The organism is Borrelia sp. RT5S (assembly GCF_021165755.1).
Classification (GTDB): Bacteria; Spirochaetota; Spirochaetia; order Borreliales; family Borreliaceae; genus Borrelia.
In genome coordinates, this window is record NZ_CP088936.1 from 602893 (window position 1) to 628670 (window position 25778).

Sequence of the window (25778 nt, forward strand, 5' to 3'; positions counted from 1 at the left end):
GGGGCTCTTCTCATGGGCTTGGGTTAACAATCAAGAGCCTTCCCAGAGGACGGTTGCCTTTTGGTTCTCGGTTAAAAGAGGGGCACGAATACCGGTAGTCGGAGTCGAACCGACACGAAGTTGCCTCCATCAGATTTTGAGTCTGACGCGTCTACCAATTCCGCCATACCGGCAATGAATTCTATTTTACTATAATAGTACCTAAAAAATCATTTTTTTTATTAAAAACTTTTTCTAAGTTTTTAATAAAAAGTCCGTTTAGCACATAAGCTTTAAGACCAAGTTTTAAGGCTAATTTGGTAGCTATTGGGTCGAACGGTAAGTTAGCCCCAGGGTCCCAGTTCTTTCCAACAATGTCTTGTAACTTCTCCCAAGTAATATTACTCAATCCCTTTGCATCATTAAATTTTTTCGGATCTTTATCGTAAACTTGATCTACATTCGTTAGGTTAATTATTTCATTCGATTTGAATTTCTCAGCAAATTTAACAGTAATGTAATCTGTTGAAAATCCCGGTTTCCACCCCGATGCAACTAGTATTCTTCCTTTAAAATTAAAATCTTTGGAAGGATCGCTTACAACTGCATCAATGCAGAACGGTTTCATTGATTTGCAAATAAAATCGGCATTTAGTTTGGTTGCCATTATTCCAATTTCATCAAGGTCATCATTTTCAAATTTGGGATTTAGTTGTTTATAAGCTTCTTGATATTCTCTTGCTGTTTTGCCACCACCTATAATTAATATTATTTTTCTTCTACTATCTTCTCTTATCCATTCAAAAATAAGATTCCTAAAATCTTTAATGTATTCTATATTGATTTTATCAGGAATAATTACTCCGCCACCAAGGCTAATTATCTTAAGCATTTAAACCCCTTTTCGCTGATAGGAATGTGTCTCTCTATTTTACCTTTCATTATATATTAGTATTTTGAGTTTATTTGAAAATAGGGTTAGAATAATGTAGATTCATTAACTATGCTGTATGACTATGCTGTATAATATTTGCTTGGACGTTATGATATGAAATGTTATTCAGTGATGGTAAATTATTCTATGCAGACTTTTGTAGGGTGGTGTTTATTTGGGAGGATGTTATGCATAAATACAAGGTCTCTGTGATTATTTGCTTTTTTAATTCAGATAGGACCCTTGAATTGATAATCAAAGATGCCGTTAATCAAACGTTAAGAGATAAGGAAATTATATTAGTTAATGATGGTTCTTACGATAATAGTTTACAAATAGCACAAAGGTATGCAGATAAGTATGATTTCATAAAAATTATTAATCAAAAGAATATGGGGATAGCTGCTTCTAGGAATAATGGACTTGAAAAAGCTCAGGGAGAATATATAGTTTATTGGGATAGTGATGATTCGGTCGAAAGTACTATGCTTGAGGTGTTATACAATAGGGCCAAGGCTGATAATTCGGATGTTGTTTGTTCTCAGTTTTACGTTTATTTTCTTGCAAGAAATATTAAAAGGAAATCTCTACTTCCTTTTCCTAATTACCCAATAACTGGTAAAGAGGCTTTTGAAAATTTATTATCGACTGTTTTTGCTAGTTTTTCTAGAAAAAACTTTGTTGTGGGTACATTGTGGGATAAGCTCATTAGAAGAGATTTGATTTTAAATCATAATATTAAACTACAAAATGTAGTATTAGAAGATATAGTTTTCTTGGTTCACGTTTTTTTAAAAGCAGACAAAGTTTCTTTTGTTAATAATTATTTCTACACTAATTTTCAGCGGATGGGGAGTGCCAGTTCTTCAATCAGTGTAATAAGTAGGACTATTGGAACTCTTGAGGTGATAGAAGCTTTGCTAAAAAATGAGAAAATATTCGAAAAGTATTTACGTCTTTATAAAAAATTTTATTTACAGCTTTATTATTTTATTTCTTTTAAACAAATTTATATAGTGGCCTGGAATATTAAAGATCGTCCTGTGTATAAGGCTTATAAGTCAAAACTTATCTCTGTCCTTAATGAAATTAAGGGTCATGAAGAGTTTAGGGAGTATTACTTAAATCTTAAGAGTTCTTCAGGGTTAAGCGAGATTCAAATATTGCCGAGAGTTATGTTGAAAGTGTGGGATGTTAGTGCAGTATTCTATGTTAATTTTGCTATATTCATTTATAGGGTTTTTTTGAAGAATTAATGTCTCTTGTAGTTAGTGGGAGTATTCGTTGGGAGAATATAGGTGAGAATAGAATGTTTGGATGTGTCCTTTTCTTATGACAGGTATGAAGTTTACTCAGATTTGAATCTAGTTTTTTCAAAGCCTCAGACTTACCTGATCTTAGGTAAAAATGGTGTAGGCAAGACTACTCTGTTGAAGCTCATCAGTGGGTTTTTAAAGCCGACTAAAGGAAAGGTTCTGTTTAATTCTTTAGATGTTTTCCCAAGAAATCCTCTAGCTTTGGAGAATTTGTTTTTTGTTCCTGAAGAATTTAAGTTGCCAAATATCTCTTTGGGTGAATATTGTAATTCTTTGTGTAACTTTTATCCAAAGTTTAATGAAGAGAATTTTAGGGAATGCTTATTGAAATTTGATTTAGATATTAATCTCAAGTTTTTATCTTCTTCATATGGTCAGAAAAAAAAGGGTGTTATTGCTGTAGCTGTAGCTACAAATGTTCCTGTTTTAATATTTGATGAGCCCACAAATGGTCTTGACATTGCTTCCAAGAATGTTTTCAGAGGTGTTATAAGTAGTTTAGAAAATAGAATGGTTTTTATTACAGGGCATAATGTTAGAGATTTGGTAGGTATAGTAGACCATTTGACTATTATTGATAACAGGAATGTTCTTTTTTCAAACTCAATTTCTCATATTAGTGAGAACTATAAAGTTAAAATTGTAGATAAGTTGAGTGGAGAAGAGCTTTATTATGAGGGAATAAGGGAGGGGTTTAGGGCACTATATTTTGAGGAAGGGAGTTGTGATAATGATGTTGACCTTGAGTTTTTCTTTTTATATGTGACTAGTGGTAAGGCAAGGAATTTAGTAAATGTTTAGCTTGAAAAGGTTCTCCAAACTTCTCAATATGGATTTTATTTATAATAAAAGATTATATCTTTATTGTTTTGTGTCAGTCTTTGGTGTGCTCAATTTGATTCATCTCTTTTCAAGGGTTTGTTATAATTTTAGTTTAATTGATCTTCCTGCTGATGGAATTATGTTTTTATTTTTTGCATCGTCCTATTTTGTGTCAATACATATGATGTTGAATCATTATAAGTTGATTCATGATCCGCTTGCAAATGTGTTTTATTTGGCTCTGCCCGTATCGACCCTAGAGAGGTATTTTTTTGTTTTGTTTAAATTTTTATTTGCGCTGCCATTATTTTTAATTCTTTGCTATTATTTGAGTTTAAATTTTGCTGTTTTACTAGATGGTGTTTTTTTAAAAGAAAGCGGGATTAATTTTTTTTCTTTAGGTCTCATTTTTAGATTTTTAGGAATAACTTATTTCCATTATCTAATGGCTTTTCCTATATTTTTAATATCTAGACTCTTGTTTGGAAGTTATCCTTTTTTAAGGGCTGTGGTTATAAGTGTTTTATTCTATATATTATTGGAGGCCTTTTTCAGTTTTGTTATATTTTTTACAGATAATAATTTATTTAAAATTACATACAATTTTAGTGTTTCAGATAAGGGACATTACTTGTTTTTATTTAATACTAGTTCTGCGCTTTTTTCTGTTTTGTTGTATCCCTTCGCATATTTTGTTCTCAGAAACTTGGGAAATTCAAACAGCAAGACGGGGTTAGTAATTTTGTTAGGATTAATCTCTTTTTTCTCCTTGCTATTCTTTTTGCTAGTAGCATCGCTAGCTTTGTTATACTAGATGCTTAAAGCATTATATGGTAGTGTGCTCGTTTAATTTAGTATTTTTTTAACACCTAGTTTCTTTTCTTTAAGTAATATTAAGATAGGGGTTCTACACTTGAACATTCGAGTGTGTTTTTTATTTTATTATTAGAATAAAGAGGTTAATTCTTAAATACATACAATCTTTGATAATTGTGTATATTCAAGAATATAGAGTATTTCAGTGTTCTATAAAAATTGAGTATTGTAATTTTTTAGGAGAGTTTTAATGAAAAATAATCTAAAGATTTTAGTGGTAACAGGAGGTGTAATCTCTGGCATAGGGAAGGGAGTGACATCAGCAAGTATTGCAAGATTATTTAGGGATGATTTAAAGATAACCCCAATTAAATGTGATGGGTATTTAAATACAGATCCTGGTACTATTAATCCTGTTGAACATGGAGAAGTTTTTGTGCTTGATGATGGTGGAGAGGTTGACATGGATTTTGGGCATTATGAGAGATTTTTAAATTTAAATGCTAAGTCTAATTGGAATATTACCATGGGCAAAATATATAAAAATATTATTGATAATGAGAGGCACGGCAAATACTTGGGGCGAACTGTGCAGCTTATACCCCATGTTACTGATGAGATAAAGGCAACAATTTTTAAAATTGCTAAAGAGGAATGCAGTGAACTTTTGGTGATTGAAATAGGTGGTACTGTAGGGGATATGGAGAATATTTTGTTTATTGAGGCTATGAGACAAATAAGATATGAACTTGGAAGTAGCAGTATTGCTTTTGTTCATTTAACTTATGTGCCGAGTCCTGTGGGGATTAATGAGCAAAAATCTAAACCCACTCAGCAGAGCGTGAAGACACTAAACAAAGCTGGAATTTTTCCAGACTTAATTATTGCAAGAAGTTCTCAGCTTTTGACAAAGCAAATAAGACAGAAAATAGCTATGTTTTGTAATGTTGATACTACCTCCATTATTGACAATACAGATGTTGCAACTATTTATGAAATTCCTATCTCTTTTTACAAACAGGGATTACATGAAATTTTAGGATCTAAATTTAAAATCAATATCAGCCCCAAGATAGAAGAGCTTGATAGATTGGTGAGTGTAATAAAGGGAAATCTTGTATCTCCTAGAAGGATAATAAATATTGCCATTTGTGGCAAATATGCCGAACTTTGGGATTCTTATGCATCAATATTTGAGTCTTTAATCCATGTATCTGCTAATTTAGATGTTTTAATTAAGACAACTATAATCGATAGCACCAATTTTGATGAAGAAATTTTAAGAAATGTAGATGGCCTTGTGGTTCCTGGTGGTTTTGGAGGCAGGGGGTATGAGGGCAAAATTCTTGCAATTAAGTATGCAAGAGAGCATAATATTCCTTTTCTTGGTATTTGTCTTGGCATGCAGCTTGCAGTAATTGAATTTGCAAGGAATGTTTGTGGAATACTTGATGCGGATACTGAAGAAAATTTTGAGGGTAATTTTACAGGTAATTCTGTTATTCACTTATTGCCTGAACAAAAGGAGTTAAAGGATAAGGGGGCTACGATGCGGCTTGGAGGTTATCCCGTGGTTTTGGAAAAGGGTACGATAGCTTTTAAGCTTTATGGAAAAGACAAGATTATTGAAAGGTTTAGACATAGATATGAGGTTAATAATGAATATCTTGATTTGTTTAAGAAAAATGGTCTTGTTGTCTCTGGATTTTCTGAGGATTTTAAAATAGTAAAAATGGTAGAAATACAAAAGAATAAGTTTTTTGTAGCCTGTCAGTTTCATCCTGAACTTATTACGAGGCTGGAGAATCCGTCAAAACTCTTTCTAGGACTAGTTAAAGCGTGTCTTTAATTATTCTTGGTATTATTTTGTAAAATCATCACATCTAGGGTGGAGCGTGAGTTTCTTTAACATGTTGCAAAGATTATAATATAATCTTTAGGATGTATTTTCGGGAAATGTTTATTAGGGGGTAGTGTGAAAGAGGAAAATATTAAGAAAGTGATTGCAATGAAAAGGTTAGTTAAATACTTTTTTGATGAGCTTAAATATAGGATGAAAATACCCTGTTTAAGGCAGAGTAATAAAGATATGAGTACGAAGTATATACTTCTTAATCTTTTCAGAAAGATAGCAAATCTTCCATTTAACAAGAAATATGAAATTGAAGAGCAATTTCCTCTTGATATTGCGGGGAAAATAGTACAGACGGATGCAGTTCTTATTAAGAGATTGGATTATGAGAGATGTGTTATTGTTGGTGTTATTGAAGCAAAAACGGATCAGATCGACCTTGATTATGAGCTTGAGAGATTTTTTCTTCAGGGAAATAAAGTTAACGTTCTTTTTTGGCAGCCAAAGAAGGTTATTCTTAAGCAGAATGAAGAATTAATTACACTAGAATCAGATGATATTTTTAGGTTCGATAACGATTTTTATTTACCGGAAGTGAAAGCAAAGTTGGAGGATTTCATCGAGATCTTTATGAGGTTTTTTTCTTATGAAGATATTCTATTTGAGTTTAATAAAGTAAAGGGTAAATATTCCTTAGTTAAGAATAGTTGAGATATTTACCCTTGATAAGGGTTAGTGTTTTGTTGGAACATCTATTTTGAAGGGAATTTGGTTTCGCAAAGTTGTTTGTGATGTTTTATGGCTTTTGAGATTATTTTGATTTGGAGAGTCACTGAGTCAGGCTGTGCTAGCATTTTTAGGAAAAAATTGTTTTTGTGGTAAAATTCCTTTTATGCAAAAATTTTCATTTTTTAGTAAGAAAAAGGCTGATTTAGGTAAAGAGTCTGAGTCCTTGGGGAGTTCTGAGGACAAGAAGAAGGATTTACGCGTATATGAGTACAAGGCTCCGGTTAAGGAGTTAGTAAAGGGATTTTATCATACCAAGGCTTCTGTTAGTAATGCAGTGCTTAGTATTGAGTTTTTGTATAAAAATATCTTTGCTAATTTTGATAATCTTGGCCAGATGTTTGAGACAGTTATTAAGATGACCAATGAAGGGCGTGAACGGGCGAGACTTATTTTTGGTAATATTGAGAATATCAACGAGGAGAAGTTGAAAAAGATTACCGCTGTTATTGTGAGTGTTCAGGGGAGTTTGGAGACAATAAATAGTTTCTTGGGTGCAACCAATATGATTTCTCTTAATGCCAAGCTTGAGGCAGCCAGAGCAAGGGAGTATGGAAAGGGCTTTTCTGTTGTTGCTGATGAGATTAAGCGGCTCTCGGATCAGGCGAAGAGTGTTGTGAACATGATTTCTGTTAAGGAAATTGAGGAGGTCTCTAGGGATTTAGTTTCTGAGAACATCAGAGGTTTGCAGTTGGATGTGGATAGGTTTTTCTCTTCTTTTCTTGAAGAACTTGATTCTCTTAATGGTTTGTTTAAAGATTTTATTGGATATAAGGATGGATTTTCTGCGTTAATTGATAGCATTGAGAGTATTGAAGCCAATGTTTATTGCTTAACAAGAAGCTGTGATTCTTTGTCTTGTTCTGATACCTTTATGTATTCTAATGATGAATTTTTAAAGGAATTGGAGTTTATCATTTCAGAACAGATGGCTTGGGTTAATGTTTTAAAGTTGATTGTAGAAGAGCAGAGATGTGTGGCTGTCCAAACGGAGCCTATGAAGCATGGGTTTGGTTTGTTTTATAAAGGTCTTTCCCCAAAGCAGTCTGATATTAAGGCAATATGGGATGATGTTTATTCTTGTTACCTGAATATGCATAAATTAGCAGTTGACATATTGAAAATATTTACAAAGGATGGTTTTGACGATGCCGAGTTAAGGAGGGCAGAAGATTTTTTAGCTCAAGTGGAAGGGATCTCAGAGGAGATTATTAAGAAGCTTGAGTATGTTAAAAATAAGGTATTTGAATTAGATAACAAGAATATTAGTGTTTTTGCGTAGATTTACCTTTCCTGGTGATTCTGTGCAAATACGTTAGGTAATTTAGTTGATGTTTGGCTGGGTTAGAGTATAATCTATTAAAGATCAGATTTTATTTTGATGAAATAAGTTGAGTATGAATTTGAGAGTTAGATTTGTGCATTTGCATGTTCATTCGGATTATTCTCTTCTAGATGGTGCTGCTCATATCACAGGTATTGTTGCGAAGGCGAAAGAGCATAATATGTCTCATATTGCACTAACAGATCATGGTAATCTTTTTGGTGCTATTAGGTTTTATAAAGAAGCAAGAAGGGTAGGGATAAGGCCCATAATTGGCATTGAGGCATATATGTCTAGTTTATCAAAGCATATAAAGAAGAATGATGATTTAGGAAAGCCCTCTTACCATTTAATTCTTCTTGCTAAAAATGAAATAGGCTATAGGAATTTATTGAAACTTACAAGCATTTCTTATCTGGAGGGATTTTATTATCGTCCTAGGATAGATAAGAGTGATATTGAAAAGTATTCTGGGGGCCTTGTCTGTACGTCTGCATGTATTGGTGGGATTATTCCCCAGCTGATTATGGCAAATAGGCTTGAAGATGCGAAGAATGAAATTCTTTGGTTTAAAAGTATTTTTGGGGATGATTTTTATCTAGAACTACAGCGACACGGGATTAGACAGCAAGATATCGTTAATGAGAAGTTGGTCGCTTTTTCTAAAGAACTTAACGTTGCATTAACTGTTTCTAATGATTCTCATTATGTTAATAAGGAGGAAGCAACCGCTCAGGATATTATTGTCTGCATTGGAACAGGAGCCAAGAGGAGCGATTCTAATAGGCTTAAGATGGAGACCAATGAGTTTTATCTTAAATCTCAGGAAGAGATGTGTGAACTTTTTAAAGACTTACCAGAAGCTTTGGAAAATACCGTAAGAATTGCAGAAAAGTGTAATAATTTCGAAATAAAGTTTCCAGGGCCTATTTTTCCTGAGTATAGGGTGCCTAGTGAGTTTGGCACACTAGGGCAATATCTGGAACACCTAACAATTGAAGGATTAGGTTTTAGGTATGGGGACCTGACGAGGGACATCAAAGAGCGTGCTTTATATGAACTATCAACAATAATTAAGATGGGGTTTGAGACTTATTTTTTAATTGTTTGGGATTTTATTAAATTTGCGCATGATAACGATATTCCTGTTGGTCCTGGGCGTGGGTCTGGAGCAGGTTCAATTGTTGCATACTCTTTAAGAATTACAGACATTGATCCTTTAAAATACAATCTTCTTTTTGAAAGATTCTTAAATCCTGAGCGTGTATCTATGCCTGACTTTGATATTGATTTCTGTTTTGAGCGTAGGGATGAAGTCATAAAATATGTTACAAGCAAGTATGGAGAGGATAGAGTTGCTCAGATAATTACGTTTGGAACTTTAAAGCCTAAAGCTGTATTTAAAGATGTTGGAAGGGTACTAGATATACCTTTTGCTGAGTCCAATGAGCTTACCAAGCTTATCCCTGATGGCCCTAAGGTTTCTTTAAAAGCAGTCTTAGCAGATAAAACTTTGAAAGAATATTTTAACAAGGGCCCTTTGTATAAGGAAATGATGGATGCAGCTCTTGTGCTTGAGGGTATGAATAGACATGTTTCAACTCATGCGGCGGGTATTGTGATTTCTAGAGCTCCTTTAACGGAGTATGTACCGCTTTACAAAGACTATAAACAAAATACTGTTTCAACACAGTACACAATGGATTTGCTGGAAGATTGTGGGCTTGTTAAGATGGACTTTCTTGGTCTTAAGACATTAACTTTGATAAAGAATGCAGAAAATCTGATTAAGATCTTTAATCCTGATTTTAAAATGGAGGATATTTCTGAGAGTGATGCTAAGACCTTTATGATGTTGTCTGAGGGGCGCAGTGCTTCTGTCTTTCAATTTGAGTCGGAGGGTATGCAGCAGGTTTTAAGAGAGGCTAAGCCTGATAGTATTGAAGATTTAATTGCTTTAAATGCACTTTATCGTCCGGGGCCTATGCAGTTTATTCCTCAATTTATTGCGGCTAAGACAGGAGCTCGGAAGATTAAATATCCTCATCCAGATTTAAAGGAAGTGCTACGACCAACTTATGGGGTTATTGTCTATCAGGAACAAGTAATGGAAGTTGCAAAAATTATTGGGGGGTTTTCTCTTGGAAAAGCGGATATCTTAAGGCGTGCAATGGGAAAGAAGAAAGAAGATGAAATGAATAGGATGAAGATCGACTTTTTAAAAGGGGCACTTCTTAAGGGCTATGATGAGGAGATTGCAAGTGATATATTTGAACTTCTAAAACCCTTTGCAGGCTATGGTTTTAATAAATCGCATGCAGCTGCGTACTCTTTAATAGCTTATCAGACAGCATATCTTAAGGCTAATTACCCTGAAAGCTTTATGGCAGCCAATTTAACAAATGAGATTAATAATAGTGAAAAGCTTTCTTACTATATTGAAGAAGCGAAGTCTATGGGGATTAGTGTTTTAAAACCTGATGTGAATCAGTCTTTTAAGGAGTTTCGTGTAATGGAGTCAGGTATATCTTATGGGCTTAATGGGATTAAGAATATTGGGGGGGCTATAGTTGACTTTGTTATTGCTGAGAGAGAGGGGAATGGTAAGTATCAATCTTTTGAGGATTTTATTAGAAGGGTAGACGATAGGGTTATAAATAGGAAATTTCTTGAGTCTGGAATAAAATCTGGACTTTTTGACAGTCTTGGCCAAAACAGGAGAACACTTGTTGAAAATCTTGATAGATTGTTGGAGGTTGTATCTAAGGATAAGAGCGATGAGAAACTTGGTCAGAATAGTTTATTTGGATCTTTTGGAGTTCATAAGGCTGTTCAGGAGGGTTTCCATTATGATTTACTTGAGGAGTATTCTTATTCTGATCTTTTAAGGTTTGAGAAGGAGCTTTTGGGTTTTTATGTATCTGGGCATCCTCTTGATCCATACAGAGTTGCAATAGAAAGCTTTACAACCTTGAATGTGGCAGAAGAGCTTGCTATTAAGAAGAATAGCATTGTGCAATTTGCCGGTGCTTTAAATTCAATAAAGATTATACATACCAAGAGAAATAATGCTAGGATGGCTTTCGGTGTTGTTGAAGATTTTAAAGGCACAATCGAAATTGTGATTTTTACCGAAAATTATGAGAGATACAAGCATTTACTTATTGAAGGTAATGTAGTTGGGGTCATAGGCAAGCTTACTTTTAGTAGAGATAAATTTTCAATAGTCGTTGAGAAAGTATTAAGTATTGAGGAACTGTCTGTCAATAAGTTTAATAATCTTCATATTAAATTTATTAATGAAAAATTAGGTAATTCTGATCTCCTCTACTCTTTAAAGGATAGAATCTTTGAGTTTGAAGATGATACGGGATTTGCACAAGTTTATCTTTATTTAGGCAGTAGTGATAGGAATTTGAAACTAAAAATGAGTTCAATTTTAAATTTTAAGCCGAATGAAGTTATGATTGATGAGCTGAAGCGACATGAGATAGTAGAGGATATTTGGTTTGATTAGGAGGATCGATTTTGATAGTAGAAACTTTGACTATCTTTTTAAACATTTATAGGATTTTGATTTTAATTAGAATTATTCTCAGTTGGCTCGTATCCTCAGGAATTAACACTAATGCATTTTTTAGATTTGTGTACGATGCAACAGAGCCGTTTCTGTCTATCTTTAGGAGAATCAAGTTTTTCAGGCTTGGTATGTATGATTTCTCACCAATTGCTGCTCTGATTACTCTTACAATAATTGAGAGAATGTTGTCTTATGGTGATTATAAACTCTCTACATTTATTATATTGTTTATTATTGAGATTTGGGGAATCTTTAGAAGCGTTTTTTTTGCTCTTATTTTTTTCTTTTTTCTAAGGCTAATCTTTTTGCTTCTACATCTATTTGATGGCTCTGATTTCATGAGAAGCGTTGATTCATTGTTAATTTCCTTATCTGTTAAAATAAATAACATAGTTACAGACAAGCATATGTCTTATGCTCTTAATCTTATGGTTGCATCCTTGCTACTTGCGGCATTTATAATTATTTTTGAGCAGGCCATATTTGCTATTAGTATTCTAGCTTCTTATTTGCCTTTTTAGGAATCTTAATGTTTTTGCACGAATTTCAATACGACTTGAAGGGTATAAATGGGCTTGGCAGCAAGGGAATTGATAAGTTAAACAGTCTTAATGTTACAAATATTAAGGAGCTCATAGAATATTTTCCAAAAAAGTATGAAGATCGTCAGAATATACAAAATTTTCCCGATCCCTTGGAAATTAGAAATTGTGAGCTTATGACAATTTTTACTGTCTTGGAGCATAGAAATTTTGGAGTTAATTTTAAAAAAAATTTAAAACTTATTGTTCAAAGTGAAAATAATGAAATATTTGAAATACTTCTGTTTAACAGAGGATTTTTAGAAGGAGTATTTAAAGTAGGTCAAAAGTTTTATATTTACTCTAAGTTTAATTACAGCGACTATAGTCAAATGTGGAGTTGTTCTAATTTTGATAGTGAACCTTTTAGTTACAATCCTGAAAGATTTAAAAAGATTATGCCGATTTATTCTCTTGGCGAGGGTCTTACTTCTAAAAAGATATCTTCTTATGTCAAGGAAGCTATTGTTTATTTTGTGAAGTTTGGGCATGCAGATATTCCTGAGTTTTTGATAAATAAATATTCGTTGTTGCCACTTCATGAGGCTTTAAATGAGATTCATTTTCCAAGTTCTCTGGAAATGCTTGATAAAGCTAGGGAAACCTTAATCTATAGGGAAGTTTTCTTACTTCAATTTTTTTCAAGGGGGAAAAATTGTGGGGTTTTTAATAGAGGGAGGAAACAGTTGTCAAGAAATTTGCTTGATCAGATTGTTGCAAGCCTTCCTTTTAAGCTTACAAGGGACCAAAGAGTCTCAGTTGATGAGATAATTAATGATCTTGGGAATAGTAAGCCGATGAGTAGGTTACTGCAAGGTGATGTTGGGAGTGGAAAAACTCTTGTTGCTTTTCTTTCAAGCATCCCTTTAATCGAGGCTGGATATCAAGTGGCATTTATGGCTCCTACTGATCTTTTAGCAAGGCAGCATTATAATAATTTAGCAAATATATTAAGTAATTTTAATGTCTCCATAGTTCTTTTAACGGGTGGTTTTAAAAAGAGAGAAAGGGAAGATGTTTTAGAGAAGATAGGGAATGGGACTGCAAGCTTAGTGGTTGGTACTCATGCCATTTTTTCTCAGGGAACCATATTTAAAAAATTAGCTTATGTTATTATTGATGAACAACATAAATTTGGGGTTGAACAGAGGGAAGAACTTAAAAGTAAAGGAGAGGAAGTAGATGTGCTTTTAATGTCAGCAACTCCTATCCCTAGAAGCTTAGCTTTAACTCTCTTTGGGGATCTTGAGGTGTCTTTACTTAAAAGGGGGCCTTCGGGTAGGATACCTGTTACCACTTATTTAGCCAAGCATGGTAATGAAGAAAAGGTTTATGAGTTTTTAAAGAATGAACTTGCAAGAGGGCATCAGGTTTATTTTGTTTATCCATTAATAACATCTTCGGAAAAATTTGATTTAAAAGATGCAACCAGTATGTGTTTGGAACTTAAGAATATTTTTATTCAATATACTGTTGCAATGATTCATTCCAAGCTTGAAGCACGTGTTAAAGAAGAAATCATGAGTGATTTTTACTCAAAGAAAGTAGACATTTTAGTTGCAACAAGTGTTATTGAAGTAGGTATTGATTGCCCAAATGCAACTTGCATGGTAATAGAACATGCAGAGCGTTTTGGACTTTCTACTTTACATCAAATAAGGGGGCGTGTTGGTAGGGGCAACTTGAAATCTTTTTTGTTTTTACTTTATAAAGAACCTTTAACAAAAGCAGGAAAATTTAGGCTTAAGACTATAAAAGAGAATGTGGATGGATTTAAAATAGCAGAGGAAGACCTTAAATTGAGAGGGCCTGGTAATTTGTTTGGACTTGAGCAGACCGGTTATTTAAAGCTTAAAATAGCTGATTTTGCTGAACACAAAGATATCATAAGTTTGATGAGGGAAGAACTTAATTTATTTTTTCTAAATAAATCTTTGTACGACGCATCGGATGTAGAATTGCTCGATAGACTTTTGTCTTCATATTTAAAATCTGTCGACAAAGAATAGTTACTTAACTTATATATTTTTGAATTAAATCTGAAATTGCAATTTTGTGTTTATTCCAGAATTTAAGGAGTTTATGTTGTAAGTTATTAAAGTATTTTTCTTGAATACCGCATGCTTGTTTTCCAATGTACATGTAATGCCAAGGTTCTGCCTTGTATCCAGTCTCTTTTTCGTAATTCTTTGGGTATGATAAAGAGAATCCGTATTTTGATGAATTTTCATAAATCCATTTCCCGGTTTTTGTGTCAAGTAAATTATCATCTATTTTTATGAAATCTACGGCTGTTCCTAATTGATGTTGGGAATGATTAGGCATTGCCGATTGTCTTTCTGCTGCTTTTAATCCGTATGTCTTAACATTGTGTTTAAATAAAAATTTTTGATATTCTTCTGTTCTGTATGCTGATACTATTTTAATAGTAAGCCCATTTTCCCTTGCTTTATTTACAAAGCGAATCAGATCCTCTATTAATATTTTTCTTAATCTTAAATCTTCTTTCCCAATACCCTTTAGTTCTTTAAAGTCTTTTAAATAAACTAAGTCAGTTGGTTTGTATCCATCAGGGATTGAGATTTTTTTATTCACATGCATTAAAAGGTTATTCTTTTCTGCTTCAAGGAGTGCCTTTATTTCTTCTAAGAATTGAATGGGGTTTGCTTTGATTCGTTTTTGATGATCTAATTCCATATCTTGAACAATGTTAAGCAAGTTTGCCAAGTCATCATTGGACATACCATTTGCGCTCAGATCCAGTATGCGAACTAATAGAATTGACAAAAAGATGTACAACAATTTCATGATAAGTGCAATTATAATATACTTTGTTGTAATTGAATAAATCGATGGTTGCATTTTTATGTATTTTAATCTGGATTATTTTTTTAATTGTAAAAGTGATAAAATGGGTGGAGTATGCTTAAGAAGTTTAATAGTTATGATTCTATACTAAGGGAGCTGTTTGTATTAGCTATTCCCACAGCTTTTGAGTCCTTTTTATTTCAGCTGGTAACATTCTTTGATAATTATATGATTGCTTACCTAGGGTCTGCCCAGGTGACTGGGGTTTCTCTTGCAAGTAGAATAAATTTTCTTTTCTTTATTATTGTATTTGGACTCGGGACTACTCTTAGTGCTTATGCTTCTCAGGCATTTTCTAAAAGCAAGTTTGGACATATAAGACAAGCATTCGCCTACGTTTTAATGATTGGTACAGCTATTGGGATTATGTTTTTCTTTATTTCCCTTATATTTTCAAAAGAGATTATTAGTTTCTTCATAGAGGAGAAAGACTCTTTAAATTTTGGAATAGAGTATTTAAAAGTTGTCTCTTTGTCCTACATTTTCATGGCTTATTCTTTTCTTTCTGCTATGGGTTTTAAGAGTTATAAGGATGTAAAAATACCTTTGGTTGTAACCATCATTGTTGTGTTGGTTAATATTGTTTTTAATTACATATTCATTTTTGTGCTTGGTATGGGTGTAGGTGGAGCAGCATACGCTACCCTGCTTTCCAGAGTTATTGAGTTTGTCTTTTATTTGTTTTACAACCTTTTCAATGTGAAGTCTTATTATCACCTCAGGCTAGATGATTTTTTTGTTTCAAAGAGTGTAAAAGTGGCCAATTTAAAGATACTCATTCCTGTTTTATTGCATGAGATTGGTTGGGTTTTAAGTGTAACTGTTTTACATGCTTTTTATGCACGACTTGGTAGTAGTGAATATTCATCTTTTGCAGTTGCATCTAATATCTTGGACTTGTGTTTTGTTTTAATGCATGGGACGGGAGTTGCAACTGGTGTTATTGTTGGTCATTTGATGGTAGACGATAAAGAGCATGTTAGGTCGGTTGGAATATTTTTGTCGGTTATTGGAGTCATTTTAGGGTTTTTTGTAGCCTTGCTTCTTCTTTTAATGGCTAGGGTCGCTCCTATTATTTTTGGCAATCTAGATTCTCCTGAACTGGTTGGAGTCTTTATTTCTGTATTTGCCAGTATTGTTGTCTTTAAAGGGTTCACATCGCAGGTACTTGTTGGTGTCTTTAGAACTAGTGGGATACCTAATGTTTGTTTTTATATTGAGGTAGGAGTAATAGTTTTTTATACATTGCCCGTTGCTTATCTTTTGGTTTTTTTCACAGAATTTAGGTTTCCGTTGATAGTTTTTATTGTAAATCTTGAAGAAGTTATTAAGAACATACTTATTTTAATAGAGTTTGGCAAAGGCAATTGGATAAGAGAAATTCAATATGAATAACAGACTTGAGCTACAAGAATATATTATAATTGTAGTGATTGGGATATTGTATGAGTAATATGGGTTTTAAATTCATTTTAGTTTCATTTAATAAAGGGAGTCCTTCCGCGTTGTTGTAGTGGTTTTGTTTTAATTAAATACTTCTGTAATTTGTGCGATGTAAAGTCTGCTTTTTTTGTGTTGAGGAGGTGTTGTGTATTTGTTAGACAAAACTAAGAAGGGCGAAGTTTATCGAGACCTTTTAAATATTGCAATCCCAACGGTTATTGAGTTTTTTTTATTTAATGTTATTTCATTTACAGATAATATTATGGTATCTTATCTTGGAGATTATCCTGTTGCTGGAGTTTCTCTTGCGAATAAATTTTTTGAACTCTTTATTACCATTGCCTTTGCTGTGATGGGTGCCTATAACATATTGGCGACAAGACAATATGCTAGGGGAAATACTGAAGATTTTAAAAATACGTTTTTTATTAGCATTTTAATTCTTTTGTTGTTTTCCTTTGTGTTTATATTTGTTTCGTTGTTTTATCCGTACTTTTTTCTTGGTTTATTGTCTGATGATGCTAGAGCTATTTCTTATGGAATATCTTATCTTGATATTGCTGTTTATTCTTTTGTGTTTGCAGTTGTTAAGGGAATTATTGCAAACTCATTAAAGATCGTTAAGATTACTAAAATTCAGGTTATTACATCCGTCATTTCAGTTATCTTAAATGTAGTATTTAACTATTTATTTATTTTTACGTTTGCTATGGGAGTAATGGGGGCTGCTATTGCAACTACATTGGTTCGTGGCATTGAGCTTGTCTTTTATCTTTTGTATACCGTTTTTAACAAAAATTCTCATTTTCATCTCAGACTTAGGAATTTAAGAATCAAGCCTGTAATATTTTCTCAGTTAATCAAATTTTTTATTCCAATATTCTTAAATGAGTTTATTTGGTATTTGGGGTATTTTGGTTTAATTGCTATTTTTGCAAGAATTGACACTGCTAAATATGCTGCATACAGTATAACCTTTTCCACTTATTTTATGGGATTTAATGTAATCAATGCGTTTTGTTTTTCTGTCAATATTGTAATGGGACATGAGATGCACAATGATAAGGGAGAAATAATGGCTGTAGCGTTTTATTTGGAAAAGATAGGTGTTATTCTTGCTATCCTTACAGCCTTTATATTATTAGTTTTGTCGTTCATTTCACCTTATGTTTTTTATGAGCTAGAGTATGCAAATCTTACGGGAGTTATGCTCAGATACTATGCTATTTCGGCTTTCTTTACATCACTTGCGTTTCAATATTTATTTGGATTTTTCCGAGCGGGTGCATCACCAAACTTTGGTGCTATTATGGAGGGTTCTGTAACTTTGATTTATACGATACCCATTGCATACCTTTTAGCAAATTATACTCAATTTCCATTTGAGATTATTGTTTTCATTCCAACCCTTGAGGATGTAATTAAGCTTGGTATTTCTCTGCCTTATTTCCATAGCACTAAGTGGATTAAATCTGTTAAAACGGGTTAATTGTTTTGTTAGAATTAGTTGTGTCATGCGTTTGGATGAAATAGGAAGTAAAAAATTTTTGGTTATGGGCTTGGGACTTCACGGAGGTGGTCTGGCCGTCTCAAGGTTCTTGTTAAAACACGGTGCTAGTCTAGTAATTACTGATTTAAAGAGTGAATTGGAATTGGCTTCAAGCATAAAGTCTTTAGAAGAGTTTAAAGATAAGATTAGATATGTTTTGGGATATCACAGCGAAGATGATTTTAAGGAAGCAGATATCGTTGTTAAGAATCCTGGGGTGAGCTTTAAGAATAGATATTTAAAGCTTGCAAAAAGAATTGAGACCGACATTAGTTTGTTTTTAATGTTTAATAAGAATCCGATAATTGCTGTTACAGGAACTAAGGGGAAGTCAACTCTAGTGTCACTTTTGCATCAAGTTTTAGTCACTAAGTATCCAAAGGCTAAAATTGGAGGCAATATTGGCATATCTCCTTTAAGCTTCCTGGACGATCTTGATGCTACCTCTCCTGTTGTTTTAGAGCTTTCTTCTTGGCAGCTCCATGATCTTGAAAATTTAGACCCTATTATTAGTATTATTACTAATGTTTATCATGATCATCAAAATTACTATTCAAATTTAAATGATTACGTGGAGGATAAATCAAAGATTTTTACAAATCAGGATTCAGGAATTTTTATATCTCAAGACAAAGCTTACCATGATTACTTCCACAGATTTAAGACTAAAGCAGAAGTTGTTTTATTCTCAGAAGTCATGCCCTTAAACTTTGAAAATGATATACTTTATTTAAGAGATGAAAAAATTTATTTAAATGAAGAGTTGATTACCACTCTTAGCGAAACGAGGCTTATTTTATTAATAAATAAGTTAGTAGCTGTATTTGTTGCAAATTACTTAAAGTTAGATTTGAATCTTGTATCTAGTATTGTTACTGGGTTTAATGGAATTGAGCATAGATTGGAGTTTGTAAGAGAGATTAATGGTGTTAGGTATTATAACGATACAGCATCAACGATTCCGGATTCTACAGTTTTATCTGTTAAAAGCTTAAGGGAAGAAGCCTTTATTAATCTTATTGTTGGTGGGACTGATAAGGAACTTAATTTTTTAGTTTTTGGTGAAATTTTAAACACGGTAAAAACTTGGATTTTATTAAGGGGTAGTGCTACTTTAAAGATTATTAAGTTTCTTGAAGATAATAATGTTGATTATTTTGTCTTTTCTTCAATAGAGGAATGTGTTTGTTATGCGAGAAGAATTTCTGTTCAAAATGATATAGTTTTATTCTCACCGGCTAGTGCCTCTTTTGAGCTTTTTAAGAATGAGTTTGATAGGGGGTTTAGGTTTAAGAAATTAGTCAATGACATGATTTAAATTCTTTTTTTTATGATTTTGTAGTACATGTATCTCATTATTTCAATAACTTTGTAGATTTTATATAGAAATCTTTTATAAACAAAGTCGTAGCATCCGATTCTGTGGATAATCTCTCCTCCAAATCCGGTTTTGAATTGAAATAGCCCAAACATAGGGTGTTTCTCATCCGCAGTAGGAGGAATGCCTAAAAGGTCGTATTCGTTCACGGAATAGCTTTTAAGCATTTGTATTGCAGCAAATTGTACGGCATAGTTGGGCATTAAATGCCTATTCTCTCCGCTTGAAGCACCATACAGATAAGTGGCTTTGTCATTGTAGAGTCCAACAATTATTCCTGATATTAGCTTTTCGTTATGTGTAGCTATTATTAGTTTGATGTTTGAGTTTGTGTCCTTCCTAAATTCTTCTATTAAATTTTTTATGTAACTTTTTGAGTGAATGGCAAATTTATCTCTTCGAGATGTCTCTTGGTAAAGTTTGTAAAACTCATCAAAATATTTAAATTTATCATCTATGATTACTTTTATATTTTTTCTACTACTAAGCCTGATATTGTACCTTGTTTTTTTTTTCATTTTAGCTTGAATAACGTCTAATGAATCTTTTAAGGTTATTATTGTTGTATTTGAGGGTTGTATGTCATTAAATGATTTTTCAAATCCTTCCAGTTTAATCTTTAGTGGAGTATAATCCTCTTTTAAGCTTCTTGAGGTGTAGTACATTAAGTCAAATCTTAAAAAGATAGTATTTTTATGTAAATATTTCTTTACAATCTCGCTAAATTGTTTAAGCTTGTCACCAAGTTCAGTTAGGTTAATCTCTTCAATTTTTTTGTTTGAGAATTCTGGGTGAGCAATGTATCCTAGATAAAAATTTCCAAATATCTTTCTTTGCATCACAAGAACCTTACTAAAACTTTTACTTCCTACTGCGACTGCTTTCCAGGGGCTTTCTTTCTCTGAGGCCCTTTTTACAAGGGTCCACAACATACTTTGAAGATAGTTCTCACTCAGACTCTCTATTTCAATTTTTCTAATATTCATTTACTGCCCTAGAATAGAGTTAGTATACTATCCCATTAGGGATTTCTCTAGATAGTATTTTGTCTTTAGAGTGTTCCAGTACCAAGTTGACTCCGTTTATCTTAAGTTCTCCGTTTTCTGCTACAATCTGAGTCTGCATAAATTTATCTATGCTAATCTTTGGTGGGTAATTTAATTCTTTCTCAATATCACTTTCAAGTATTATTCGCTTGCCAGGTGTAGGATCATCTTTAAAATGTTCCATGATGATTACCTTAAAGTTTTTATCTCTATCTTCGGTCGAAATCAACATTCCTTCAGATTTGATTCCTCTAAATTTAGCAGGCTTTAAATTGTCAACTATTATTATATGTTTTCCAACTAATGCCTCTTCCCTGTAATAGTCTGCAAGGCTGCTTACAATTTGTTTGCCGTCAAGAGTTCCATCGTCAAGTTTTAAAATGAATAATTTTTCCGCATCTGGACTTCGTTCTATTGCTTTCACTTTTACAACTTTTAAAAATACTTTTTCACTAAATAATTTTGCAGGATCTTCTGTCTGTTTGCTTTGCACCCTCTTACCTCCTGAGTATTTTAATTTTAAATTATCGATCAATTCTTTTTCTAGTTTTTCAAATAATACCTCAGTAGTTTTAATCGTACTTAACCCTAAATTTGTTCCTAAAAATTTATTGGAAATTTCGTAGCTGTCTCCAAAAAATTTTCTTATTTTATCGCTTGTTTGGGGTATAAAGGGTGACATTAAAATTGATAAATCTCTTACTAGGTATATTAGATTTAACAACAGCTCTTTTGTTGCCTCAGGATTGCTGTCTTTTGTTTTCCACGGCTCTTTATCTTGGAATATTTTGTTACCCATGCTTGAGATATCAAGAATATCCTTTAAAGCTGCCTTGAGTTCTGTCTTGTTGAAAAAAGCTAAAATTCTTTCATATTTGTGATTTATTTCTTCCCAAAAATCATTTTTGATTTCTATTTTATCTATGCTGTCTCCAAAAAATCTTTTGTAAAACGTTAGAATTCGATTGATGAAATTTGAAAAATTACCAATAAGCTCAGTGTTTGTTCTCTCTAAGAGGTCGTTCCACATAAATTGAAAGTCAGATTTTTCAGGTCTGTTATAGCATATATAAAATCTCCAAATATCAGCAGGTATTCCGGTAACAATAGCGTCATTGCCAAATATTCCAGTCCCTTCGGATTTTGAAAATTTGAGGTTTTCATAGTTTAAATATTCGCTTGAAGATATTTTGTTAAGCATTGTCCAATTTTCTTTGCTTGCAAGTTCCACGGCAGGAAAGACAACAGTATGAAATAAGATGTTATCTTTCCCAATAAATTGCACTAAGGTTGTCTCTTTGTCATTTTTCCACCAAGATTCCCAGTTTTCTACAAGTTCTTTTGTAATTGAAACATATCCAATCGGGGCATCAAACCATACATAAAATACTTTATTCTCATACCCCTTTTTGGGTACTGGTATGCCCCATTTTAAGTCCCTTGTTATTGCCCTCTCCTTAAGACCATCCCTTAAAAATGCATTTGTCATGCTAACAGCATTGGTATTCCAATTAGCATTCTGTGAGCTTATTTGTATCCAGTTTTTAAGTTCGTCATTTATTTTTGGTAGGTTAAGGTAGCAATGCTTAGTTTTTTTTAAAATAGGTATATTTTTGCAAATCATGCACTTTGGATTTATTAAGTCAGAGGGGGCTAGCAGCCTAGAGCAGTTCTCACACTGGTCTCCTTTTGCGTTATTCCCGCAATTTGGGCACTCTCCTGTTACGTATCTATCTGCTAAAAACATGAGGTCATGCTTGCAAAAAAATTGTTCACTTTCTTTTTCCGTAACATAACCATTTTCTTCTAACTTTAAAAACAACTTTTGTACAGTTTCACTGTGATGTCTATTAGTTGTGCGACCAAAAACGTCAAATTGAATATTAAACCATTCATAAATTGATTTATGTATTTCATAGTATTTGTTGCAAAGTTCTTCAGGACTAATTTTTTCAACTAGAGCTCTAATTTCTGTAGCTGTACCGTATTCATCTGTGCCGCAGACATAAAGCGTTTCCATGCCGATCATTCTTGAATATCTTGCGAAAACATCTGCTGATATAACTTGTACCAGATTGCCAAGATGGGGTATGTTATTCACGTACGGCAGTGCAGCTGTGACTAAATTTCTTTTCTTCACCTTATACTATTTCCCTCTTACTATAATATGTTCATATTTTAGTGCTAATTTAATTTATGTATATTATACATTTATTATGGATTTTTATTAAATGGGCATTCTCTTATTGAGGGTAAGGATATGGGGATTATTATGGGTGTTTTTAATTTCAAAGATTATGTGTTTGGTAAGGCACGGGAAGAGGTAACAAGAAAGGGAGCCAAGGCTAGCATAGTTTTTCCTGAGAGTAGTGATGTAAGAATTTTAGAGGCAACAATTGAAATATTAAAGGAGGGGCTAGCAGGTCTTGTGGTTCTTATTGGAAAAAAAGATAAGGTTTTTAAAGATTTAAGAGAACTTGTAGGATTTGAGGATGATATTTCAGCAAAGATAAGAGTGATAGATCCCAATTCATTTGAAGGTTTAAATAGATATTTAGACGAATATTTTAGCTTAAGACAAAGTAAGGGATTAGCTTTAAGTAGAGCTAGAGTGGAGATTCTAGACGAGGTCTCTTTTTCTATGATGATGGTAAGGCTTGGAGAGGTTAAGACTTGTGTATGTGGATCTTTGCTATCCTCGGGTAAGGTATTAAGGAGTGCTTTGGCTATCCTTCCTAGGCTTGGGGGGACTAAACTTGTATCTTCTTTTACTCTCATAGACACTAAGGGTAGCGATGGTGTGAATAAAGCTTGTTTTGGACATGAGGGTGTTTTACTTTTTGCTGATTGTGCTGTAGTTATTAATCCTACTTGTACGGAACTTGCAGAAATTGCAATACAGAGCGCAAGCTCTTTTATGAATATTTTTAAAACAGAGCCAAGGGTAGCTCTGTTAAGTTTCTCTACAAAAGGGTCTGCATATTCAATTGAGGTTGAAAAGGTGCGGTGTGCCTTAAAAATTGCTAAAAGTAGGGAAAAAGATTTGCTTATTGATGGAGAACTTCAACTCGATGCAGCTTTAATTAAAAGCATTGCAGATAAAAAATGCGGTGATTCTCTAGTTGCTGGAGCTGCAAACATATTGATTTTTCCTAATTTGGAATCTGGGAACATTGGATATAAACTTGTTGAGAGGTTGGCTTTTGCAAGGGCCTATGGACCTTTTTTGCAAGGATTTAAAACTCCTGTTAGTGATCTTTCAAGGGGTTGCTCCGTGGATGATATTGTATTAGCAAGTGCACTGATGATAAGTGGTTAGTTTGTTTGAAATTGCAATGAATTCTTGAACAGAAATCTCTTCTGGTCTTTTATCTAGAAAGTTTTTTAAAAATTCTTCTTTAAGTATTTTTTCGTTTTTGACAAAATTAACGATTGTGTTTTTGAGTTTTTTTCTGCGACTTGTAAATACCGTTCTAACTAGTTGGTTAAATTCTTTAAACTCTTTAATTTCCTGATTTTTAGGAATAAGCTTGACGGTTGTAGATCCTACCCTAGGAATTGGATAAAAGTTATTCTTGTCGATATTCATGATTTTAGTTACATTAAAGTGTGACTGGACTAAAACTGTGAATGAAGAGTAATTTTTGTTTCCTTTTGTTGCAAGCATTCTATCTGCCAGTTCTTTTTGTACTGTAAGTACCATTTGCTTTAATATTTTTCCTTCAATAAGCGTGTATATTACTTTTGATGCAATGTTATAAGGTAGATTTGAAAATATTTTATTAACACTTGTTTTTTCTCTCTTATGTGTCTTTAAAAAATCACCTTCTATTAACTTAAAGTTTTCAAACTTTCCAAATTGTTCGTTTAAAATTTCTGAGTACTTGGGGTCAATTTCAAAAGCTGTTAGAAAATTTATTTTTTTAAGTAAAATAACTGTCATTGAGCCAAGTCCGGGGCCTATTTCCCAAACTTTCTCATTTTCTCTTACCTCAAGAGCATCTATTATTGATTCTCTTATATATTCATTTATTAGGTAATGCTGTCCCCATATTTTCCTTGGAGCTATATTTTTTCGTTCAAGCTCAGTTTTGATACTGTTTATGCTGTTATAATTTATCCTCATGGACACTAATGATAGCATGTAGGTGATCTTAAGGATGCTTGCTCTTTGCTATTTTTCTGCTTTTCTAGTTTGCAGATTATATAAATTATTGTTAGTATGCTTGAGAACATAAATATCCCTATGTTATGGTTTTGAATTATCGGGAATTTGCTACAAATTATTGCTATTTCCTTTATTGCCCTAAAAATATGGGTATTTATTAGGTCAAATAATAAAAATAGATGCGTATTTAAAGTATAAGATACTAGACTTAGTGATTTTATTACTAGGAATAATAACATAAGAGGGGTAACTATTATGTTTGACAAGATTGAGATTGGAGGTAGATCAAAATTATTAGCATAAACAACGGGAGCTGTAGTGATTTGAATCAAAAGTGTTGTAAAGATAGAAGATATAAATCCATTTAACTTGTATCTGTCTTTAAGAAAAAGAGAAATTGATATACCAAGCACTGCTAGATAAGATAGTTTAAATCCTGTTGAACTTAGCGTGTGAGGCAGCACAGTGGCATTTAATGTGAAACTAACAGATAGAGCACTTAATAAATTAATTTTCCCATAAATTAATCTGTACAGCATAAGTATTTCTAGCATGATAAATGCTCTCAGAGCAGATGATGAAAATCCTGTTAAGATTAAATAATTGAGTAATATCGTACTCAGAATTAATAGCCTCAGTATCTCATTTTTTATTGTTAAAAAGAGTAGGTAATGAAATATAATGTAGATCAAATAAAAGTGTAGGCCAGATACCACCAGTATATGAAATAGACCTGCTTTTTGAAATAAATTACGCTCATATTTTGTTATCTCTGATTTATTATTTGTTAGAATTGCTTTTGAGAAATGGGAATAATAGGGGTTTATTGCATTGAAAAATGGATTTAATAGCCTACTATATTGATCTCTGATCTTTACGAGTATTGGTCTTTTAATAAGGTGGATTCCGTTCGTTTTAATTTTAAATATATCTCCAATTTTGTATTGATTTTTAATATTTTTAAATATAAATTCGTGATGTTTGCCAAATCCATCTATTGAGTCAACCTTGGTTTTTAAATATTTTGGCAAATAAGTAATATTTGTTATTTTGTACGCATCATCTTCAAATCTTTTAAAGCCTAGGCTAATTTCAAAGATTAATAATAGGGTTATGTTAAGCATAAATGTGAGAGAGAGATGGGCATTTCTTTTCACTAAAGAAAGCAATGTTAAGGCTAAATTCAAATGTATTAGGTTAAGCTCAAAGTAATATCGCATCAGCAGGTTTAATGAGCTTATGATAAACAACAAAATCACTAAAAATCTCTTTTTAATTTGTTTACTACATTATATATAAGATCATCTTTAAGGGAATAAGACAAGATTTGACAATG

19 protein-coding genes and 1 tRNA gene are annotated in these 25778 nt (G+C 32.8%); 13 read left to right on the forward strand and 7 right to left on the reverse strand.

What is annotated here, in order from left to right; translation table 11 throughout:
* Positions 1-89: 89 nt before the first annotated feature.
* Together LSO06_RS02955 and pyrH are read right to left on the reverse strand one after the other, a co-directional pair.
* Positions 90-173, reverse strand: a tRNA-Leu gene (locus LSO06_RS02955).
* An 8-nt stretch (positions 174-181) separates the two neighbouring features.
* A complete protein-coding gene (pyrH, locus tag LSO06_RS02960) occupies positions 182-871 on the reverse strand; it encodes a UMP kinase (RefSeq protein ID WP_231760578.1) in 690 nt (229 codons plus the stop codon).
* A gap of 230 nt (positions 872-1101) precedes the next feature.
* Here pyrH and LSO06_RS02965 point away from each other — a divergent pair, with 230 nt between their 5' ends.
* The 9 genes from LSO06_RS02965 to recG all read left to right on the forward strand — a co-directional run bounded on the left by LSO06_RS02965 (position 1102) and on the right by recG (position 13999).
* Positions 1102-2169, forward strand: a complete 1068-nt coding sequence (locus tag LSO06_RS02965; protein WP_231760579.1) for a glycosyltransferase family 2 protein — start codon at positions 1102-1104, stop codon at positions 2167-2169.
* A gap of 42 nt (positions 2170-2211) precedes the next feature.
* Positions 2212-3030 carry an ATP-binding cassette domain-containing protein gene (locus LSO06_RS02970; RefSeq protein WP_231760580.1) on the forward strand — a complete coding sequence of 273 codons (819 nt, stop codon included), beginning with the start codon at positions 2212-2214 and terminating at the stop codon, positions 3028-3030.
* Between the two features lie 28 nt (positions 3031-3058).
* Positions 3059-3865, forward strand: a complete 807-nt coding sequence (locus tag LSO06_RS02975; RefSeq protein ID WP_231760581.1) for an ABC transporter permease — start codon at positions 3059-3061, stop codon at positions 3863-3865.
* A 252-nt stretch (positions 3866-4117) separates the two neighbouring features.
* Entirely contained in the window at positions 4118-5716 is a 1599-nt protein-coding gene (gene pyrG / locus LSO06_RS02980; protein WP_231760582.1) for a glutamine hydrolyzing CTP synthase, read from the forward strand.
* Between the two features lie 126 nt (positions 5717-5842).
* Positions 5843-6430, forward strand: a complete 588-nt coding sequence (locus LSO06_RS02985; protein WP_231760583.1) for a hypothetical protein — start codon at positions 5843-5845, stop codon at positions 6428-6430.
* 181 nt (positions 6431-6611) lie between these two features.
* Entirely contained in the window at positions 6612-7787 is a 1176-nt protein-coding gene (locus LSO06_RS02990) for a methyl-accepting chemotaxis protein (protein ID WP_370639796.1), read from the forward strand.
* Between the two features lie 115 nt (positions 7788-7902).
* Complete coding sequence (gene dnaE, locus LSO06_RS02995) at positions 7903-11346, forward strand: DNA polymerase III subunit alpha (protein WP_231760585.1); 3444 nt, start codon at positions 7903-7905, stop codon at positions 11344-11346.
* 11 nt (positions 11347-11357) lie between these two features.
* Entirely contained in the window at positions 11358-11930 is a 573-nt protein-coding gene (locus LSO06_RS03000; protein WP_231760586.1) for a YggT family protein, read from the forward strand.
* Between the two features lie 8 nt (positions 11931-11938).
* Entirely contained in the window at positions 11939-13999 is a 2061-nt protein-coding gene (recG, locus tag LSO06_RS03005; protein ID WP_231760587.1) for an ATP-dependent DNA helicase RecG, read from the forward strand.
* 4 nt (positions 14000-14003) lie between these two features.
* Here the strand turns inward: recG and LSO06_RS03010 are convergent, their stop codons facing one another.
* Positions 14004-14810, reverse strand: a complete 807-nt coding sequence (locus LSO06_RS03010; RefSeq protein ID WP_370639797.1) for a M15 family metallopeptidase — start codon at positions 14808-14810, stop codon at positions 14004-14006.
* 102 nt (positions 14811-14912) lie between these two features.
* Between LSO06_RS03010 and LSO06_RS03015 the strand changes: the two genes are divergently transcribed.
* From LSO06_RS03015 to murD, 3 genes are all read left to right on the forward strand, one after another.
* Positions 14913-16253 carry an MATE family efflux transporter gene (locus LSO06_RS03015; RefSeq protein ID WP_231760588.1) on the forward strand — a complete coding sequence of 447 codons (1341 nt, stop codon included), beginning with the start codon at positions 14913-14915 and terminating at the stop codon, positions 16251-16253.
* 193 nt (positions 16254-16446) lie between these two features.
* Complete coding sequence (locus LSO06_RS03020) at positions 16447-17790, forward strand: MATE family efflux transporter (protein WP_231760589.1); 1344 nt, start codon at positions 16447-16449, stop codon at positions 17788-17790.
* Positions 17791-17815: 25 nt separating this feature from the next.
* Positions 17816-19168, forward strand: coding sequence for a UDP-N-acetylmuramoyl-L-alanine--D-glutamate ligase (gene murD, locus LSO06_RS03025; RefSeq protein WP_231760590.1), 1353 nt, complete (start codon positions 17816-17818; stop codon positions 19166-19168).
* On the opposite strand, the gene LSO06_RS03030 is transcribed toward murD, so the two are convergent.
* Both LSO06_RS03030 and metG read right to left on the reverse strand, forming a co-directional pair.
* Positions 19165-20214, reverse strand: a complete 1050-nt coding sequence (locus LSO06_RS03030; protein WP_231760591.1) for a lipid II:glycine glycyltransferase FemX — start codon at positions 20212-20214, stop codon at positions 19165-19167. The genes murD and LSO06_RS03030 overlap by 4 nt on opposite strands.
* Before the next feature lie 19 nt (positions 20215-20233).
* Positions 20234-22414 carry a methionine--tRNA ligase gene (metG, locus tag LSO06_RS03035; RefSeq protein WP_231760592.1) on the reverse strand — a complete coding sequence of 727 codons (2181 nt, stop codon included), beginning with the start codon at positions 22412-22414 and terminating at the stop codon, positions 20234-20236.
* A 132-nt stretch (positions 22415-22546) separates the two neighbouring features.
* Here metG and pta point away from each other — a divergent pair, with 132 nt between their 5' ends.
* Positions 22547-23593, forward strand: a complete 1047-nt coding sequence (gene pta / locus LSO06_RS03040) for a phosphate acetyltransferase (protein ID WP_231760593.1) — start codon at positions 22547-22549, stop codon at positions 23591-23593.
* On the opposite strand, the gene rsmA is transcribed toward pta, so the two are convergent.
* Both rsmA and LSO06_RS03050 read right to left on the reverse strand, forming a co-directional pair.
* A complete protein-coding gene (rsmA, locus tag LSO06_RS03045; protein WP_231760594.1) occupies positions 23564-24418 on the reverse strand; it encodes a 16S rRNA (adenine(1518)-N(6)/adenine(1519)-N(6))-dimethyltransferase RsmA in 855 nt (284 codons plus the stop codon). The two genes, pta and rsmA, sit on opposite strands and share 30 nt — an antisense overlap.
* Entirely contained in the window at positions 24406-25701 is a 1296-nt protein-coding gene (locus LSO06_RS03050) for a ComEC/Rec2 family competence protein (RefSeq protein WP_231760595.1), read from the reverse strand. The genes rsmA and LSO06_RS03050 overlap by 13 nt, the downstream gene beginning before the upstream one ends.
* Positions 25702-25778: the final 77 nt, after the last annotated feature.